The following is an 18,392-nucleotide window of genomic DNA, read 5'->3' as shown; positions in this document are numbered from 1 at the left end:
ATCGCCCCGTCTCCGGGAGTTCGGACTCGAGCGCTTGTGGTAAGCGGCTTTTTTGAAACGCCCCCGATTTGGAGTTGGGCATCTGCGTTTTGATGTGGGAAAAGCTTGGGAAAGTCTGTGTCCCAGCCTGCGGCGGCAAACCGTGATCCGGGCTGGGACATACAGAGGATATCGGGCCTCCGCCTTGATGGCCAGCCAATTGCCTTTGCGGATCTGGCCTTGCGCTTGACGTGAGCTTGGTTCGGGTCTGGCCGAAGTCAGATGTTTTTCGAATGGAGATGAAGATGACGATTAGATATCTCAAGCGCGGCAAATCCGAGGCGGAGCGCAGCGAGGATGACGCAAAGGTGCGCGGCATTGTCGAGAGCACATTGGCCGATATTGAGGCGCGCGGCGATGAAGCTATTCGCGAATTGAGCGAGAAGTTCGACGGCTACGCACCCGATGATTTCCGCCTGACGCCCAGCCAGATCGAAGCGGCGATGCAAAAAGTGACCGCGCAGGAGATGGACGACATAAAGTTTGCGCAGAAGCAGATCCGCAGGTTTGCCGAGGCACAGCGCGCGTCGATGACCGATATCGAGGTCGAGACGATGCCCGGCGTCATTCTGGGTCACAAGAACATCCCGGTGCAATCCGTCGGCTGCTACGTGCCGGGTGGCAAGTTTCCCATGGTTGCAAGCGCCCACATGTCAGTGTTGACCGCGTCGGTCGCGGGCGTGCCGCGCATCGTGTCGGCCGCGCCGCCGGTCAAGGGGGCGCCGCACCCCGCCATCGTCGCCGCGCAGCATATGGGCGGGGCGCATGAAATCTATGTGCTGGGCGGCATGCAGGCTGTCGGCGCCATGGCGCTGGGGACCCAGACGATTGACCCCGTGCACATGCTGGTCGGTCCCGGCAACGCCTTTGTCGCCGAGGCCAAGCGCCAGCTTTATGGCCGCGTCGGCATCGACCTCTTTGCCGGGCCGACCGAGACAATGGTGATTGCCGACGAAACGGTGGACGCCGAGATGTGTGCCACTGACCTTCTGGGTCAGGCCGAGCATGGCTATAATTCGCCCGCGGTCATGGTCACAAATTCGCCCAAGCTGGCCGATGCGACATTGGCAGAGATCGACCGCCTGCTTCAGATCCTGCCCACCGCCGAGACGGCAAGTGCCTCGTGGCGCGACTATGGCGAAATGATCGTCTGCGACACCTACGACGAGATGCTGGAGGTCGCGAATGACATCGCGAGCGAGCATGTGCAGGTGATGACGGACCGCGACGACTGGTTTCTGGAGCATATGCACAGCTACGGGGCGCTTTTCCTCGGGCCCCGCACCAACGTGGCCAATGGCGACAAGGTGATTGGCACGAACCACACCCTGCCGACAAAGAAGGCGGGTCGCTATACGGGCGGTCTCTGGGTCGGCAAGTTTCTGAAAACCCACAGCTACCAGCGCGTTACCACTGATGAGGCGGCGGCCAGGGTCGGCGCTTATGGGTCGCGCCTGTGCATGCTGGAGGGCTTTGTCGGCCATGCCGAGCAGTGCAACATCCGCGTGCGCCGCTATGGCGGGATCAACGTCCCCTATGGCGAAGGCGCGCCCCTCGTGCGCGAATGACCGGCGCGCAGATGATGGACCTGCCCCGCACCCCGTCGATGCGTCTGGACGGCAAGCGCGCGCTTGTCACGGGTGCCTCGCGCGGCATCGGTTTGGCCCTTGCCGCCGCGCTGGCCGAGGCGGGTGCCCATGTGACGCTGGCAGCGCGCACCCAAGGCCCGTTGGAAGAGGTGGCCCAGGCGTTGCGCGAGGCCGGTCACAGCGCCGATGCGCTCGCCCTGGACATCACCGACGCCGGGGCGACGCGGCAGGCCATCGAAGGTTTTGACCAACTCGACATCCTGGTCAACTCGGCGGGCCTTGCTCGGCACGGCCCCGCGCTCGAAACGGCGCCCGAGGATTACGACGCGGTCGTGGACGTCAACCTGCGCGCCGCCTACTTCCTCAGCCAGGCGGCAGCCCGCGCCATGCGGCCGCGTGGTGGCGCGATCCTCAATGTCTCCAGCCAGATGGGTCATGTGGGCGGCATTGACCGAGCGGTCTATTGTGCGTCGAAGCACGCTGTGGAAGGCATGACCAAGGCGATGGCGATCGAATTTGGCCCCTTCAATGTGCGCATCAACACGCTATGTCCGACCTTCATCCGCACCCCCCTGACCGAGCCGACCTTTGCCGACCCCGAAAAGCGCGCGTGGATCGAGGCCAAGATCAAGCTGGGCCGCGTCGCAGAGGTGACCGACCTGATGGGGCCGGCCGTGTTCCTCTGCTCGGACGCGGCCGCAATGATCACTGGCACGCATCTGCTGGTCGATGGCGGTTGGACGGCGGGCTAGAAAGAGCAACGGCGCTCATTCTGTCAGGCGACGTGAGCGGCTCTTAACTGACCCGATTCGTGCACATCATTTGCGGTGGTGATGGGCGAGAGTCATAGGGGTTTGCCGCCACGCTTGAGCCTGCGGCGATCGTCGATGGGATGCGCTATGCGGAATCCGGCTTTGCCGTGAAAACCCGTTTCAAATAGTCCTTTGCCTAAAGCGGCATGACCGTCACTGAAGGCCAGCTTTTGAAATGCAACCTGACATCAGTCTCGCTTGCGATGGCAACGTCCCGTTTGGCAGCGAAGCATGCGTCTCGATCTATGCGCAACTCCACCAAAACTCGATCCGCAGTGCCTAAACCGCTAAAATGTTCATACGCAAGCGCAGGCTGGTCGCATCCTGACGTGATGACACGCGACGTGGTGCAAATGGGGCCGAACGCCTTGCGCGAGACACCGAAAGCGCGGGCCGCGCTGGGCATCCTCGAGAAGCATGGATGGCTGGCACGACTGGATGAGGGCGCGATTGTGCGCGGGGCGGCGCGGGCCGAAGCATGGCGCATCGTGCGGGGCGGTGGCGATGTGGTTTGACCCTAGTCCGGATTTCCACGCCGCTTCGAAAATGGACGAAGCCGTCTGTCGGTTAAATTGGAGAACGCCAACAGAAAGCCTCGCCAAGTTTCAACGGCGCAGGAGGGAGGCCCTGCCGTCACTTAACATTTATGGTTCGGGTGTTTCCGTTTATAGGGTCGGAATCTACTCAGATATTGAAGGATTTCACTCCGGACGGACGAATGCTTGGCCAAAGGTAGTGAAGGGGGCAAGTGATGTGGTTTGATGCGCAAGCCGAACTCGCAAAGCTGGGCGGGGGCCGTGAAAGCGACACCTGCCCCCCTGCTACACTTGCTACATCTGCTACACAGCGCCCCTTTGTAGCGATTGTAGCGGATGTAGCAGCGCCCCCAGCGACAACCGCGACTTCTGCGACACCGGCCCGGCACATCGCCGCGAATGTCGCAAATGTCGCGAGTGTCGCAACGCCCAGCGCTTCGGAAATCGAATCTTATGACCAAACAGCCGGGGGCCGTGTGACGACTTGGACGGGGCGTGTCGTGTCGCTGGACGAATGGCGCAGGCTGACCGCATGGGAACGGCACGGGCCGAACGGGCGGCGCTGGTGTGGCTTATCCCGAACTTGGTTTTTCAAGCGTGAAGGTTCAAATTTTGGAGGCAATAATGACTGACGAAGTCGAAAACCTGCCAAGCGCAGAGGGCAAAAAACTACCGGAATTTGCATTGAATGATGACGGCACATGCGTGCTGCGCCTTGTGTCAGGTGAGATGATTAGCAACGCATTTGGCGGGACGTCCATCGAGTTTGCAACCGAACGCGCATACAACTGCCTGCAGCTCGCAGGCAGCAAGACAACGGACGTAGATGATGGAAACCGTGCGCTTGGAATAGCTATTGAAATCAAGCCGAGGGACGCTGTGGAATCATTGCTGGCGACACAGATGGCAGCGACGCATACGGCGATGATGCGCTTTTCGATGCTCTTGGCCAACGCACAGACAACGCCACAACTTGAGTTTTTGGAGCGGGCGGTGAACAAGCTGGCGCGAACGTTTACGGCCCAAATGGAAGCGCTGCGAAAACATCGCAACGGGGGTAACCAGACAGTGACGGTGCAACACGTCAGTGTCGCAGACGGCGGGCAAGCTATCGTCGGAAACGTGCAAGCGGGGGGCAAACATGAAAAGTGACGCTAACCCCATGCAAAGGGCACACGATGCACCGCGATGCACCGCAAAATCCAAACGCACCGGAAAGCCATGCCATGCCCCTGCGGTTCGCGGCTGGAAGGTATGCCGGATGCACGGCGCAAGGGGCGGTGTGAAAGCTGGGGCTGAACATCCGAACTGGAAGCACGGCGCGCGTAGCGTTGATGCAATCGCTTTGCGGAAATTGGTGAACGCGCTGGGCCGTGGAGCGCGCGATTCGGCTGAGGCGATAGATTTGCCCATAACCCGACCTCATCGCCGCTCTTAGGGGGGATATTTGGGGGGATGCGTAAAAAAGCACATCACATTTTATTAATATAAAGCAACGTCTTAGGTGAATTAAATGGTGCCCCCACACGGACTCGAACCGCGGACCTACTGATTACAAATCAGTTGCTCTACCAGCTGAGCTATAGGGGCGCCGGATTGGCATTTAGCAGGGGGTTGCAGGCTTGGCAAGCGGCGATCGGGCGCGCTCAGGGTGTGATGAGCGTGATGCCGGGCATGCGGCCAATGCGGTAGACGTCTTCGTCGTAAAGGTCGCTCAATTCGTCGACCAATTCGTCGGTCCAGCCGGGCAGGTCCAGCTCTTGATCGATGGCATCGTCATTGGCGAACTTGTCCAGAAAGGCCGAGATGACACGGCGCTTTTGCATCTCGGTCATGCCGGGATGCTGTTCAAGATAGCTTTCAAAGCGGGCCATGCCGGTGGGCGTCATGATTTCGCGCAGCAGGGCATGCTCGCCGATTAGCGGCAGGCCCGGCTCGACGCCCGCCATCTCGCGCAGGATCTGGCCCCAGATCAGGGGTGTGTCCTCATTGCACCAGACGGTGATGGGAATATCGGGAATGGCGCCGCGCACACGTTCGATCATTGCCGACCAACGCATTTCGCGCGGATCGACGCCGCCCAGATACGCGCGCAGGCTGTCGAACTTGGTCTGGGCCATGATGGCGGGCAGGAAGGTCGCCGGGTTGCAGATGGCAAAGAACATCTCGATCTCGTCCCCGGCAAAGATCTGGCGAAAGACCTGCGTGCGCCCGGCGGCGGCGGTATAGAAATCCCCGCCCGATGCCGCCATCTTGGGCGTTCCGAAAAAGCCCGGATTGGACAGGATGAGACGGTCGGGCGCCTCGTCAAAGCCCAAGGCATCCATCAGCACCTCGCGCGTGTCCTCGGCCAGACCGCTGGGCGCGGCATGGAGGACATCGCGCAGAAGGCGGCGGTACTGCTTGGGATAAGGCACCTCAGTGCCGCGCTCGGCCAGCATGGTCTGATTGGCCGTCAGGCATTTCAGCAGGCGATCTTCGTCGGTTATGTGGGCGCCTGCGTGAAGAACGAGCTGCATGATGGATCTATCCAGACTGGGGTATGTATCGCCGTGCCTTGTATATGGCGCATCGCGCCGCAGATAAACAAGTTTCCATCCATGGTGCGGCGCGCCCGTGGGTTGAATGGCGCGTAAAAAGCATCAAGTGTGACGCACGCCGCCCTGAGGATGTTCAGATATGCCCTACGCCCATTCCGACAGCCAGCCCGCCGTTCTGGCCAACCCCGCGCCCGATGTGCGCGAACGGCTCAAGCTGGAGGGCGGCAAGCGCTTTGAGATGGTCAGTGAGTTCTCGCCCGCAGGCGATCAGCCCACGGCCATTGCCGAGATCAGCCAGTCGATCAAGGACGGCGACCGCGATCAGGTGCTCTTGGGCGCGACTGGTACGGGCAAGACGTACACGATGGCGATGGTGATCGAGGAAACGCAGCGCCCTGCCATCATCCTTGCCCCGAACAAGACGCTTGCGGCGCAGCTCTATGGCGAGTTCAAGGGGTTTTTTCCCAATAATGCCGTCGAGTATTTCGTCAGCTATTACGACTACTACCAGCCCGAGGCCTATGTCGCGCGCAGTGATACCTTCATCGAGAAGGAGAGCCAGATCAACGAGCAGATCGACCGCATGCGCCACTCGGCCACGCGTGCCCTGTTGGAGCGGGACGATGTGATCATCGTCGCCTCGGTCAGCTGCATCTACGGTATCGGCAGCGTCGAGACCTACGGCGCGATGACCCAGGATCTGAAGGTGGGCACCGATTACGACCAGCGGCAGGTGATGGCCGATCTGGTGGCCCAGCAATACAAGCGGAACGATGCCGCCTTCCAGCGGGGCAGTTTTCGCGTGCGGGGCGACAGCCTCGAGATTTTCCCAGCTCACCTTGAGGATCGCGCATGGCGGCTCAGCTTCTTTGGGAACGAGCTGGAGGCGATCACCGAGTTTGATCCGCTCACGGGCGAGAAGACCGGCAGCTTCGAGCAGATCCGCGTGTACGCCAACAGCCACTACGTCACGCCAAAGCCGACGATGCAGCAGGCCATTCTGGGCATCAAGAAAGAGCTGCGCGTCAGGCTCGATCAACTCGTAGGCGAGGGCAAACTGCTTGAGGCGCAGCGGCTGGAGCAGCGCACGAATTTCGATCTTGAGATGCTGGAGGCGACCGGCGTCTGCAACGGGATCGAGAATTACTCGCGCTACCTGACGGGCCGCGCTCCGGGCGAGCCGCCCCCCACGCTGTTCGAGTTCATCCCCGACAACGCCATCGTCTTTGCCGATGAAAGCCATGTGTCGGTGCCGCAGATCGGCGCGATGTACAAAGGCGACTATCGCCGCAAATTCACGCTGGCCGAGCATGGCTTTCGCCTGCCCAGCTGCATGGACAACCGCCCGCTCAAATTCGAGGAATGGGATGCGATGCGGCCCCAGTCCGTCTTTGTCAGCGCGACGCCCGCCAAATGGGAGATCGAGCAGACTGGCGGCGTCTTTACCGAACAGGTCATCCGGCCGACTGGCCTGTTGGACCCGGTGATCGAAATTCGCCCGGTCGAGACGCAGGTGGATGATCTGCTGGACGAGGTGCGCCGCGTCGCTGCCGACGGCTTTCGCACGCTGGTCACCACCCTGACCAAACGGATGGCCGAGGATCTGACCGAATACATGCATGAGCAGGGCATCAGGGTGCGCTACATGCACTCGGAAATCGACACGATCGAGCGGATCGAGATCTTGCGTGATCTGAGGCTTGGGGCGTTCGACGTGCTGATCGGCATCAACCTGCTGCGCGAGGGCCTGGACATCCCCGAATGTGGCCTTGTCGCAATCCTCGACGCTGACAAGGAAGGCTTCCTGCGCTCGGAAACCTCGCTGATCCAGACAATCGGGCGCGCCGCGCGAAACGTAGAGGGGCGCGTGATCATGTATGCTGACCGGATCACCGGCAGCATGGAGCGCGCGATGGGCGAGACGGACCGCCGCCGCGCCAAGCAGATCGCCTATAACGAAGAGCACGGCATCACGCCCGCGACGGTCAAGAAGAACGTCGAGGATATCCTCGCCGGGCTCTACAAGGGCGATGTGGATATGAACCGCGTCACCGCCAAGGTCGACAAGCCGCTGCATGGTGCCAATTTGCAGGCGCATCTGGACGGTCTGCGCACCGACATGCGCAAGGCCGCCGAGAACCTCGAATTCGAAGAGGCCGCGCGCCTGCGCGACGAGGTCAAACGCCTCGAGGCGGTCGATCTGGCGATTTCCGACGACCCCCTGGCGCGCCAGACTGCGGTGGACGAAGCTGTCGCCGCAGGGTCCAAGACGCGTGGCCGCTCGACGGCTGGCAAGCCGGGGCAGCGGGGCGGGAACGTGAAGCGGCGCAAGAAGTAGGCGCGCTTCGTCGGAACCGGACCGCTCACATTCACGTTGTATCTCCAATCGAAAGATAGGAGATCTACCATGGAATTTGGACTATTCGGAATTATCGTCCTGATCGCGGATATCTATGCGATCTATCAGGTGCTGACCTCTGCCGCATCCACCGGCAAGAAAGTGCTTTGGACACTGCTGATCCTGATCCTGCCGATCCTCGGCTTTATCATATGGCTGCTTGCAGGTCCGCGCGGGTCCAAGGCGCACGTCTAAGCGCCACTTCAGTCAGCTGATACTTGTAGAGCGGGCCGTGTGCCCGCTCTTTTTCATGCGTTGGATGCCGTCGTAAAGAAGCCATTGAATTTTCTCGGCAATCTGCCATTTGTGTGCGGCCGGAGAGGGCGTGCTTTGCAGGGTGTGCCCGCTTTTGGCGATTGGCGCGGGGCCGCACCCTCGCTAAACTCACCCTCATGATCTGCCCCAGCCCTGCCTTTCGTCGGTGCCTGCCGTGACCCTGCTGATGTTGGCCGGGACGGGCGAGGCGCGCGGGGTCGCCGCCGGGCTGGCGGCGCGTGGAATTGACTTCACCATCTGGCAGCCCGAGGGAACGCGTATGGGCCGCGCGTGGCCCGCGCCGGTGCATGGCAGCGCCCTCGCTGACTGCCTCGCCACCCTTCGGCCAGCAGCGGTGCTGGATGCCAGTCATCCCTTCGCCGTGGAAATCTCGCACCATGCTGCGCAGCATGCCATGACAAACGGCTTGCCCTATTGCCTGTTACGCCGCCCCGAATGGCGCGCGCAGCCGGGCGATTTTTGGACCCATGTGACCAGTGACGCGGATGCCGTGCGGCATATTCCGCCGGGGAGCCGCGTTCTGGTGGCGACGGGCCGCGAAGGGCTGGAGGCATATGCCGCGCTGGATACCTGCCACATCTATTGCCGCCAGATTGGCGCGCCCGGTGTGCCGTGCCCGTTGCCGAACGGCGAATGGCTGGTGCAGGAGCCGCCCTTTCCGGTGGAGGAGGAGACCCTGCTCTTCAAACGTCTTGGCATCGACTGGCTGGTCCTGCGCAATGCCGGCAGCGCGCGGGCCGAGACCAAGCTGACCGCCGCCCGCGCGCTGGGTATCCGCGCGGCGATGATCGCGCGCCCCGCACCGCCCGACGCGCCTTGCGTCGAGACCGAGGCAGAGGCGCTGGCATGGGCCTGCAGGGCCTGCGCGCCATGAGCCTGCGGATCATCGAGACGGACGCCGATGTGGCGGCAGATGCAGATGAGCTTTGCGCACTCTGCCCGCATCTGGCGCGCGCCTATGCCGAAACGGGCGCGCTGCCGCTGAGGCGCAGGCCGGACGGATTTGCCGAGTTGCTGAGCGCCATCGTCAGCCAGCAGGTCAGCGTTGCCTCGGCCAGCGCCATCTGGGGGCGGATGCAGGAGGCGGGGCTGACCGCGCCCGCGCCGGTTTTGCAGGCGGGCGAGGACGGCTTGCGCACCGCTGGTCTCAGCCGGCAGAAGATCCGCTATGCGCAGGAGCTGGCCCGCGCCGGCATCGATTATGACGCGCTGCGCGCCGCGCCGACGGAGGAGGTGCTGCAAACGCTGACTGCCGTGCCCGGCATTGGCACCTGGACGGCCGAGATTTATGCGATGTTCAGCCTTGGCCTCGCCGATGTGTTTGCCCATGGCGATCTGGCCCTGCAAGAGGCCGCGCGCATCCTCTATGATCTGCCCGAACGCCCGAAAGAGCGGGCGATGCGGGCCATGGCCGCGGATTGGAGCCCCTATAGGTCGGTTGCCGCGCGGCTTCTTTGGGCCTACTACCGGATTGCAAAACAAAGGGAAGGCATCAGATGACGCGAGTACTTAGCGCTGGCCGCAGAGAGCCGATTTCGGGCGAAACGAAATCCATCGTGGTCTTCTTGCATGGCTATGGGGCCAATGGCCCTGACCTTCTGGGCCTTGCCGATCCCTTGGGCGAGCATTTGCCCGATACCCTTTTTGTCGCGCCCGACGCGCCCGAGAACGTGGCGGGCATGCCCAACGGTTTTCAGTGGTTTCCCATTCCCTGGATCGACAACAGCAGCGAGGAAGAGGCCGAGCGTGGCCTGCTGGCGGCTGCCGACGACCTCAACGCATTTCTCGATGCGCTGATGGTGGACGAGGATGTCCTGCCCGAGCAGGTCGTTCTCTTTGGCTTTTCCCAAGGCACGATGATGGCCCTGCATGTTGCGCCGCGGCGCGAGGATGAGATGGCGGGGATCGTCGCCTTTTCCGGTCGCCTGCTGCGCCCCGAGCTTTTGGTGGATGAGGTGGTTTCGCGCCCTCCGATCCTTTTGGTGCATGGCGATGCCGATGAGGTCGTTCCCCCTCAATCGCTGCCCGAGGCCGCCGAGGCGCTGCAATCGGCCGGCTGGAAGGATGTCTACGCTCATGTGATGAAGGGCACCGGCCACGGCATTGCGCCTGATGGTCTGGAGGTGGCTCTGGCCTTCATGGCGGACAAGCTGGGGCTGGGCTGAGGCGGCTCAGCTCAGGCCTCGCGCCGGTCTCGCAGCATCAGCCAGATCAATGCGCCCCCGGCGAGCGCGAGGAAAGGCGTCATCGCGAGGTTGACGGCTGTCCAGCCCGCCTCGGCAGTGCCGCCCGCGCAGTTCATCAGCCCGCCCGAGGCCAATGACGCGACGGTGACGCCGCCGAATACCAGAAAATCGTTGAGCCCTTGCATGCGCCCGCGCTCGTGCGGCTCATGTGCGCCCGCCAGCATCGATGTTGCCCCGATAAAGCCGAAGTTCCAGCCAAGGCCCAAGAGGATCAGCGCGACAAAGAAATTCTCAAGCTCAACGCCCTGCAGCGCGACGACACCGGCAACCGCCAAAAGCGCAATACCCAGCCCCATGATCTTTTCAACGCCAAAGCGCGCGATGAGGTGGCCGGTGAAAAAGGAGGGTGCATACATGGCCAACACATGCGCCGTGACAACATCCGCCGCGCGGCTAGGGCCAAACCCGCAGCCCACGACGGCCAGCGGTGTCGAGGTCATGACGAGGTTCATCAGCGCATAGGACACCATGGCGCAAATCACCGCCACGGCGATGCGCGGCGTTTTAAGTAGCTCCATCCGGGTGCGACCGCGCGGGGCGTCCTCACTGGGGATGGGCGGTTTGGGGATGTTCAAAAACAGAAACAGCGCCGAGCCAATGACGTTCAGCCCGATGACCGCGATATAGGTGCCCATGAAGGGGACCACCATCGACTGCGCCGTCACCTTGACCAGCTGGGGCCCGATGATGGCGCTCAGAAGGCCGCCCGCCAGAACATATGAAATCGCCTTGGGGCGGAACGCGTCGCTGGCGGTATCGGCGGCGGCAAAGCGAAAGAAGCCCTGCGCGCTCATGTAGACGCCCGTCAGGAAACTGCCGATCAGAAACAACGTGAACGAGGCGGTGTATAGCCCGTAGGCGCCCACGGCGCCGCCCAGCGCGCCCCCCATCGTGCCGACAACAAAGCCCGCATTGCGCCCATAGCGCTGCATGATGGCCGACATTGGCGTCGCGGACAGCATCGAGCCGATGATGGTCAGCGTGATCGGCAGCGTGGCAAAGCAGGGATTGGACGCAAGACCATCGCCGGCAAGGCCCGCGACGATAAAGATCATGGGCATCTGCGCGCCCAAAAACGCCTGCGCCAGCACCAGAACGGTGACGTTGCGGCGCGCGCGGGCGTCGTCTGGGGTGAGGGCGGCGTCTGTCATGCCGCAAACTGCTAGCCCCGTTGAATCGGCTTAGCAAGAGGCCCCGGTGGGTTTCCGCGAGGTGTCTGGCAGGTGCGGTTGCGAAAGGCGCCTTAGGCGACCTCGGCTGCCAGTCCCCGGCCCAGCGGATCCATGTCGCGCACCGGCTCGCCCTGCATCTGGCCCTGCCAGTCCAGAACCTGCCGCATCAGGACCGAGCGCCCGATGCACAGCAATGCGGGCGGCTCGAGCCCGCTGGCACGGATATCTTCGGCCATGCGGCCGAGCGTCGTCTCAAGCACCTGTTGCTGCGGCGTGGTTGCGTTGCAGACGACCGCGCAGGGCTCGTCCGGGTCGCGGCCATGCTCCATCAGCGCGGTAGAAATCTGATCGGCATGTTTCATGCCCATGTAGATCACCAGCACCTGAGAGCCTTCGGCCAGCGCCTTCCAGTTGACCGAGGCGGGCGCGTTGCCCGTCTGGTCGTGACCCGTGACGAAGGTTACCGACTGGTTCACGTCGCGATGGGTCACGGGGATGCCAGCATAGGCCAGCCCGCCGATCCCGGCGCTGATGCCGGGAATGATGCGCACCGGGATGCCGTGCTGCACGAGCGTCTGCGCTTCTTCGCCGCCGCGGCCAAAGACAAAGGGATCGCCGCCCTTGAGGCGCAGCACCCGCCTGCCCGCACGCGCCAGATCGACCAGATGCAGCGAGATGTCGCGCTGCACCGCTGATGGCTTGCCGCCGCGCTTGCCCGCATAGATCTTTTCCGCCTGCGGTGCCCAGTCGAGGATGCATTCCTGAACAAGCGCATCATAAACGACCACATCGGCCTGACGCAGCGCGTTTAGCGCGTGGATCGTCAGCAGGCCGGGATCACCGGGACCGGCACCGCACAGCCAGACCCAACCGGGCTGGATCATGGGCCACTCATGGGCCGGGAGGGGGAGCGCGTCGAGCATGCACCAACATATGGCGCTGTATTTCCGCCTTGGGAAGAGGGGCGGCGCTGGCATGCCCTCTGGGCCCCAAAACGCCGTTCAGCACGTGACGCGGGGCGTGGTGTGTTGGTCCGCGCCTTGGCAAAAGTCGGGTGTTTTGTTTGCAGGTGAGGCGCCTGATTGGAACAAAATTTTAATTCGCACGGGTGTGCCGTGATGTGACTGGAATGCTGTTCCTACCACCGTCCGGTCATCGAGCGCGCCATCAACCCCAGTGCTGAGCGAATCGGCGAAGGCTCCAGCCCGCCGTGCGCGACCCGCGCCGGATGGGCCGCCGCGCGGCGCAGAATTCCGCCCGTCTGCCACGCAGCCAGCAGCGCGGGGCGCGCCTCGGCGCTGATCTTGCCGCGCTGGGCGCGCGCGGCGCGCAGGCGCTGCATCCCGTCCTCGGCCAGCGCGCGTATCCCCTCGGGGCGGCCATCCAACAGGGGAATGCGCCCTGCCTCCTCCAGCGCGGGGATGGCGCGCAGCCAAGCCGCGACGCCGGTGGCATAGCCTGCATCCAACACCACCTGTGCGTCCACCTTGCCCAGCGCGCGGGCGGCGGCCAGCATCAGGTTGCCGCTGGTGTGCTCCAGATAGCGGGTCAGATGGGCCGCGTCCTCGAAGGGATCGCGGTAGATGTCCCACTGGCGCGCGACGACCAGCGCGTCGAGCAGTCTGGCGCCCTCGGGGTCCAGCACCTCTGCCAGGGGCGTCACCACCTCGTGGCGCCGCACCTTGCCGCCCTCAGCAATCTCCTCCAGCGCGTCGCGCCACCATTGCAGGCGCATCTCGGCAATCATGGACTCCTGGGTCATCCAGGGCGCGCGAGACACTTCGACGTTGAACGCATAGATGGGAAAAAGTACCCGGCGCGCGGCCACGGGCGCGGCCATCGCGGCGCGAAACCGGTCCGGGTCGCCCCGGCGCAGCAGTTCGGCGCAGCCGGTTAGATCGTGGCCCAGATCAGGCACCTTGCAGCAGCTTCCAGTTGATCGCGTCGAGGAGCGCATCAAATGAGGCATCCACGATGTTCGGACTGACGCCTACGGTCGACCAGCGGCGGCCCTGATCGTCCTCGCTGTCGATGATGACGCGGGTCACGGCCTCGGTGCCGCCTTGGGTGATGCGCACCTTGAAGTCGACGAGGCGCATGTCGTCGATGGCACTCTGATAGCGGCCCAGATCCTTGGCCAGCGCCTTGGACAGGGCGTTTACCGGGCCGCGGTCACAGCCCAGCGCGTCCATCGACTCGCTGACCGACAGCTTTTTCTCGCCGTCGATCTTTACCACGACGACCGCCTCCGAGAGGCTGACCATCTTGTCATACTTGTTCTTGCGCCGCTCGACCGTGACCTTGTAGCGCTTGACCTCGAAAAAATCGGGCAACTGGCCCAGCGCGCGGCGCGCCAGAAGCTCGAAACTGGCCTGCGCACTGTCGTAGGTATAGCCTTCGGCCTCGCGCTCCTTGATCTGGTCGAGGATGAGGGCGAGGGCCGGATCGCCGGGCGCGACTTCGATCCCGGCCTCCAAGAGGCGCTGGCGCAGGTTCGACTGGCCCGCCTGATTGGACATCGGAATGATGCGCGCATTGCCCACGAGGGCCGGTTCGATATGCTCGTAGGTCGAGGGGTCTTTGAGGATCGCGCTGGCGTGCAGCCCGGCCTTGTGTGCAAAGGCCGAGGCGCCGACATAGGCCGCCTGCCGCATCGGCACGCGGTTGAGGATATCGTCCAGCTTGCGACTGATGCGGCTGAGACCCCTGAGCGCGTCCAGTGTCACGCCGGTCTCATAGGTGCTGGCGTAGGGCTCCTTGAGCAGAAGGGTCGGGATCAGCGTGGTGAGATTCGCGTTGCCGCAACGCTCGCCCAGCCCGTTGAGCGTGCCCTGCACCTGCCGCGCGCCCGCGTCGATGGCGGCCAGCGATCCGGCGATGGCATTTTCGGTGTCGTTATGGGTGTGGATGCCTAGGCGCTCGCCGGGGATGCCCGCAGCAATGACTTCGGACGTGATGCGCCCGATCTCGGTCGGCAGGGTGCCACCATTGGTATCACAAAGCACGATCCAGCGCGCACCCGCCTCATAGGCCGCGCGGCACACCTCGAGCGCATAGGCGGGGTTCGCCTTGTAGCCGTCAAAGAAATGCTCGGCGTCCAGCAGCGCCTCGCGCCCACTGGCGACCAGATGTGCGATGGACTCGCCGACATTCTGAGTATTTTCCGCCAAGGTGATGCCCAAGGCACGCTCCACATGGAAATCATGCGCCTTGCCGACAAGGCAGACGGTGCCGGTGCCTGCGTTCATCACGGCGGCGAGCACATCGTCATTGGCAGCGCTGCGCCCCGCGCGCTTGGTCATGCCGAAAGCGGTCATTTTCGCGCGTGTCCGCGGCGCAGCGTCGAAGAAGGCACTGTCGGTCGGATTGGCACCGGGCCATCCGCCCTCGATGTAATCGACGCCGAGGCTGTCGAGCATCTCGGCGATGCGCTGCTTCTCGGCAGTTGAGAAGCTGACGCCTTGCGTCTGCTGCCCATCGCGCAGGGTCGTGTCGTAGATGGAGAGGCGATGTTTCATAACTCGGAATCCCCTTTGCGCCGAATCAAGGCGTGCGCCAGCGCGCCGCCGCGCAGCGCCCGACCGCCCCCCGGGCGGGCGCTTTTACCCTGTCTGGGCAATGACCACCCGTCCGATGTGTTTGCACCATAAAGCGCACCGACCATAGGAAAGCGGCGCCCCCCCGCGGTCGGGCGCCGCGCGGCTGGGCTTTCGACGTGATATGCGCCGCTCATTCGAGAGCCTCAAGTTTGGCTGGGTCAAAACTGGACTCCGGTACCAATTCTACGCGATCTTTTTGCATCCGCACCTCGATGCCTGCGTCGATAAGCGCAGCCTTGAGTCGGTCGAGTTCGCTGAACTCCTTGTTGGCCATCGCGCTGGCCCGGACCTTTGCGAGGCGGTCTTCCCAGCCGGAAAGGTCAACTTCAGGCGCAGCCGCCCACGAGGGCGTCTGCTCCGCCATCAATCCCAAGAGTTTCAAGCTGGCGCGTAGAGCCGGGGCGTCGTCCGCGTGGGAAAGCTGATGAATTTCGCTGACAGCCTTTGATGTATTCAGGTCATCTGCGAGCGCGGAAACGACGGCTTGATATGGTTTAACGTTATCAAGCGCACGATCCGCCTGAACATACCATTTCCGCAACGTCGCCTCCGCCTCCTTTGCCTTCTCCGCCGTCCAATCCATCGGCTTGCGGTAATGCGTCGATAGAAACACGAACCGGATAACCTCGCCCGGCACGCCCTGTTCCAGCAGATCCCGCACGGTAAAGAAATTGCCCAACGACTTGGACATCTTCTTGCCCTCGACCTGCAGCATCTCGTTGTGCATCCAGACCTGCGCAAAGCCGCCGTCGGGGTGGGCGCAGCAGCTTTGGGCGATCTCGTTCTCGTGGTGTGGAAACATCAGGTCGTTGCCGCCGCCGTGGATGTCGAAACTTGCGCCCAAGAGTTCATACGCCATGGCCGAGCATTCGATATGCCAGCCGGGGCGGCCATGGCCCCAAGGGCTGTCCCATCCCGGCTGGTTGCCGCTGGATGGCTTCCACAGAACAAAATCCATCGGGTTGCGCTTGTAGGGGGCGACCTCGACGCGGGCGCCGGCGATCATGTCTTCGATGCTGCGGCCCGAAAGCGCGCCGTATTCGGTGTAGCTTTCGACGGCAAAGAGAACGTGCCCCTCGGCCTCATAGGCATGGCCCTTGGCGATCAGATCCTCGATCATGGCGACCATCTGGGGGATGAATTGCGTCGCGCGCGGCATCTGATCGGGCTGGAGCGCGCCAAGCGCGCCCATGTCGTCCAGAAACCACCGGATCGTCTCTTCCGTGATGTCGCCGATCTTGCGACCGCTCTCGGCGGCGCGCGCGTTGATCTTGTCATCGACATCGGTGAAGTTGCGCACATACGTCACGGCATCCTCGCCATAGACATGCCGCAAGAGCCGGTAGAGCACGTCGAACACCACGACGGGGCGCGCGTTTCCCAGATGGGCGCGGTCATAGACCGTGGGCCCACAGACATACATCCGCACATTTTTCTCATCCAGAGGGGTAAACACCTCCTTCTTGCGCGTGCGTGTGTTGTGCAGCTTAATGTCGGTCATGGGGCGCCTCGCATCGGTTGGCTCGGGGTGGTGCGGGCTTAGCAACTCCGGCACCGGTTTGGAATAGCGCAGATTGGCGCCCTTGGGTGCCGCTGCGCACTCTTGAAGCTCTGCTCGGAAGGCCTGCGTCATGTGCGGCGATCAGGGCGGCCTGGGGGCGGGGCCTTCCCACCCGATCACAAACCGCCTAGCGTGACCGCGATACAAGGGAGCCATACATGAGCCTGACCGTCTTTCTTGCCGTGATCGGCGCCGCCCTCTTGCATGCCATCTGGAACGCGGCGGTCAAGGGCGGCCGCGACAAGACGCTTGCGATGGGCGCCGTGGTGGTCGGCCATGTGCCATTCGCGCTGGTCGCGATCATCATCGCGCCGATGCCGGATGCCGCCGCGCTGCCGTGGATGGCCGGCGGTCTGGCGCTTCATATGGGATATCAGCTGTTCCTCATGCGCGCCTATGAGACGGGTGATCTGAGCCAAGTCTATCCGATCGCGCGCGGCTCGGCCCCGCTGATCGTGGCGGTCGTTTCTGTGACGGCGCTGGGCGTACACCTGAGCGGGGCCGAGCTTCTGGCCATTGCCATCATCGCGCTGGGAATCATCAGCCTTGCCGCCGTGCGCCGGGCCGATGGCCTGCGCAACGGAAGTGCGGCGGGGCTGGCCCTCGTGACCGGCATGTTCATCGCCGCCTATTCGTTGGTCGACGGCTACGGCGCGCGGATCGCGGGCACAGCGCTGGGGTTTTATGCGTGGGTGGCGCTGGTCAATTCGCTGCTCATGGCGCTCTACCTCGCGGCACGCCATCCGGGCACCCTGCGCCGCATGGCGGGGCCGGGGCGCGTCATTTTCGTGCTGGGCGGGGGCGGGTCCTTTGTCGCCTATGCTCTGGTAACATGGGCATTTACGCAGGCGCCGATCGCGCTGGTCACGGCCCTGCGCGAGACAAGCGTGGTCTTTGCCTTGCTCATCGGCGTCTTCTTCCTGAAAGAGCGGCTCGATCTGGCCAAGGTTTTGGCGACTGCGGGGATGCTGGCGGGCGCGGTGCTGCTTCGTTTCGCGCGGCAGTCCTGAGCCGGGATGCGTATTCTGGCCTTCTCTGATCTGCACCGCGACAAGGCGGCGGCCCAAGCCATCGTCGATGCCAGCGCGGATGCGGACGTGGTGGCGGGCGCCGGTGATTTCGCGTCCAAACAGATCGGCGCGGCCGAGACGCTGGACATCCTTGCGACCTGCCGCGCGCCCGTTCTGATCGTCCACGGCAATCATGACAGCCCGGACGAGATCGCGCGCCTCTGCGATGGCTGGCCCAATATCACCTATCTGCACGGCACCGGCGCGGACATTGGTGGCACCGCGTTCTTTGGCATCGGCGGCGAGGTGCCGGGGCGTAAGGCCCACGACTGGAACATCGCCCATTCCGAGGTTGATGCTGCGCTGATGCTGGCCGCTTGTCCCGAGCGCGCTGTGCTGATCACCCACACGCCGCCGCTGGGCACTGCCGATGTGCAGAGCAACGGCGCACATGAGGGCAGCGCGGCGATCCGCGATGCGATTGTCGCGTCGCACAGCCCGCTTTGTCTGTGCGGTCATATCCATGCGTCCTGGGGTGCCCAAGGGCAGGTGGGCCGCGCATTGGTGCGCAACCTTGGGCCGGGGATCAACTGGTTCGACATCTGACGCATGGC

The 18,392-nt window shown here is 63.4% G+C and carries 17 protein-coding genes and 1 tRNA gene; 11 read left to right on the top strand and 7 right to left on the bottom strand.

Features of this window, described 5'->3' with window-relative positions; genetic code table 11:
- Positions 1-284: 284 nt before the first annotated feature.
- From hisD to V8352_RS06650, 4 genes are all read left to right on the top strand, one after another.
- Positions 285-1,607 carry a histidinol dehydrogenase gene (hisD, locus tag V8352_RS06665; RefSeq protein ID WP_336423492.1) on the top strand — a complete coding sequence of 441 codons (1,323 nt, stop codon included), beginning with the start codon at positions 285-287 and terminating at the stop codon, positions 1,605-1,607.
- Positions 1,608-1,621: 14 nt separating this feature from the next.
- Entirely contained in the window at positions 1,622-2,380 is a 759-nt protein-coding gene (locus tag V8352_RS06660) for an SDR family NAD(P)-dependent oxidoreductase (protein ID WP_336423585.1), read from the top strand.
- 392 nt (positions 2,381-2,772) lie between these two features.
- Positions 2,773-2,955, top strand: a complete 183-nt coding sequence (locus V8352_RS06655) for a hypothetical protein (RefSeq protein ID WP_336423491.1) — start codon at positions 2,773-2,775, stop codon at positions 2,953-2,955.
- A gap of 588 nt (positions 2,956-3,543) precedes the next feature.
- Positions 3,544-4,128: a hypothetical protein gene (locus V8352_RS06650; protein WP_336423490.1), complete on the top strand. Its 585-nt coding sequence runs from the start codon at positions 3,544-3,546 to the stop codon at positions 4,126-4,128.
- 362 nt (positions 4,129-4,490) lie between these two features.
- Here V8352_RS06650 and V8352_RS06645 read toward each other — a convergent pair.
- Together V8352_RS06645 and V8352_RS06640 are read right to left on the bottom strand one after the other, a co-directional pair.
- Positions 4,491-4,566: transfer RNA gene (locus V8352_RS06645), tRNA-Thr, on the bottom strand.
- Positions 4,567-4,622: 56 nt separating this feature from the next.
- A complete protein-coding gene (locus V8352_RS06640; RefSeq protein ID WP_336423489.1) occupies positions 4,623-5,495 on the bottom strand; it encodes a hypothetical protein in 873 nt (290 codons plus the stop codon).
- A gap of 160 nt (positions 5,496-5,655) precedes the next feature.
- Here V8352_RS06640 and uvrB point away from each other — a divergent pair, with 160 nt between their 5' ends.
- The 5 genes from uvrB (at position 5,656) to V8352_RS06615 (ending at position 10,355) form a co-directional block, all read left to right on the top strand.
- Complete coding sequence (uvrB, locus tag V8352_RS06635; RefSeq protein ID WP_336423488.1) at positions 5,656-7,854, top strand: excinuclease ABC subunit UvrB; 2,199 nt, start codon at positions 5,656-5,658, stop codon at positions 7,852-7,854.
- Positions 7,855-7,923: 69 nt separating this feature from the next.
- Positions 7,924-8,109, top strand: a complete 186-nt coding sequence (locus V8352_RS06630) for a PLDc N-terminal domain-containing protein (RefSeq protein WP_336423487.1) — start codon at positions 7,924-7,926, stop codon at positions 8,107-8,109.
- A 235-nt stretch (positions 8,110-8,344) separates the two neighbouring features.
- Positions 8,345-9,064: a precorrin-6A/cobalt-precorrin-6A reductase gene (locus V8352_RS06625; protein WP_336423486.1), complete on the top strand. Its 720-nt coding sequence runs from the start codon at positions 8,345-8,347 to the stop codon at positions 9,062-9,064.
- A complete protein-coding gene (locus V8352_RS06620; RefSeq protein WP_336423584.1) occupies positions 9,061-9,690 on the top strand; it encodes a DNA-3-methyladenine glycosylase family protein in 630 nt (209 codons plus the stop codon). Before V8352_RS06625 ends, V8352_RS06620 begins: the two co-directional genes overlap by 4 nt.
- Entirely contained in the window at positions 9,687-10,355 is a 669-nt protein-coding gene (locus V8352_RS06615; RefSeq protein ID WP_336423485.1) for an alpha/beta hydrolase, read from the top strand. Before V8352_RS06620 ends, V8352_RS06615 begins: the two co-directional genes overlap by 4 nt.
- Before the next feature lie 11 nt (positions 10,356-10,366).
- Here the strand turns inward: V8352_RS06615 and V8352_RS06610 are convergent, their stop codons facing one another.
- The 5 genes from V8352_RS06610 to cysS form a co-directional block, all read right to left on the bottom strand.
- Positions 10,367-11,587 (bottom strand): MFS transporter, encoded by a 1,221-nt coding sequence (locus tag V8352_RS06610; RefSeq protein ID WP_336423484.1) that lies wholly within the window; start codon positions 11,585-11,587, stop codon positions 10,367-10,369.
- Between the two features lie 92 nt (positions 11,588-11,679).
- Complete coding sequence (gene cobA / locus V8352_RS06605; protein WP_336423483.1) at positions 11,680-12,531, bottom strand: uroporphyrinogen-III C-methyltransferase; 852 nt, start codon at positions 12,529-12,531, stop codon at positions 11,680-11,682.
- Positions 12,532-12,746: 215 nt separating this feature from the next.
- Positions 12,747-13,526 (bottom strand): squalene/phytoene synthase family protein, encoded by a 780-nt coding sequence (locus V8352_RS06600; RefSeq protein WP_336423482.1) that lies wholly within the window; start codon positions 13,524-13,526, stop codon positions 12,747-12,749.
- Positions 13,519-15,126 (bottom strand): citramalate synthase, encoded by a 1,608-nt coding sequence (gene cimA / locus V8352_RS06595; RefSeq protein ID WP_336423481.1) that lies wholly within the window; start codon positions 15,124-15,126, stop codon positions 13,519-13,521. Before cimA ends, V8352_RS06600 begins: the two co-directional genes overlap by 8 nt.
- Positions 15,127-15,337: 211 nt before the next feature.
- On the bottom strand, positions 15,338-16,708 hold the full coding sequence (cysS, locus tag V8352_RS06590; RefSeq protein ID WP_336423480.1) for a cysteine--tRNA ligase: 1,371 nt from the start codon (positions 16,706-16,708) through the stop codon (positions 15,338-15,340).
- A 218-nt stretch (positions 16,709-16,926) separates the two neighbouring features.
- Here cysS and V8352_RS06585 point away from each other — a divergent pair, with 218 nt between their 5' ends.
- Together V8352_RS06585 and V8352_RS06580 are read left to right on the top strand one after the other, a co-directional pair.
- Positions 16,927-17,778 carry a DMT family transporter gene (locus V8352_RS06585; protein ID WP_336423479.1) on the top strand — a complete coding sequence of 284 codons (852 nt, stop codon included), beginning with the start codon at positions 16,927-16,929 and terminating at the stop codon, positions 17,776-17,778.
- A gap of 6 nt (positions 17,779-17,784) precedes the next feature.
- Entirely contained in the window at positions 17,785-18,384 is a 600-nt protein-coding gene (locus V8352_RS06580) for a metallophosphoesterase family protein (RefSeq protein ID WP_336423478.1), read from the top strand.
- Positions 18,385-18,392 lie beyond the last annotated feature (8 nt).

This window comes from Roseovarius sp. D0-M9 (genome assembly GCF_037083805.1).
Lineage (GTDB): Bacteria > Pseudomonadota > Alphaproteobacteria > Rhodobacterales > Rhodobacteraceae > Roseovarius.
Note: the sequence above shows the minus strand (reverse complement) of the source record. Positions and strands in the feature narration are given on the sequence as shown.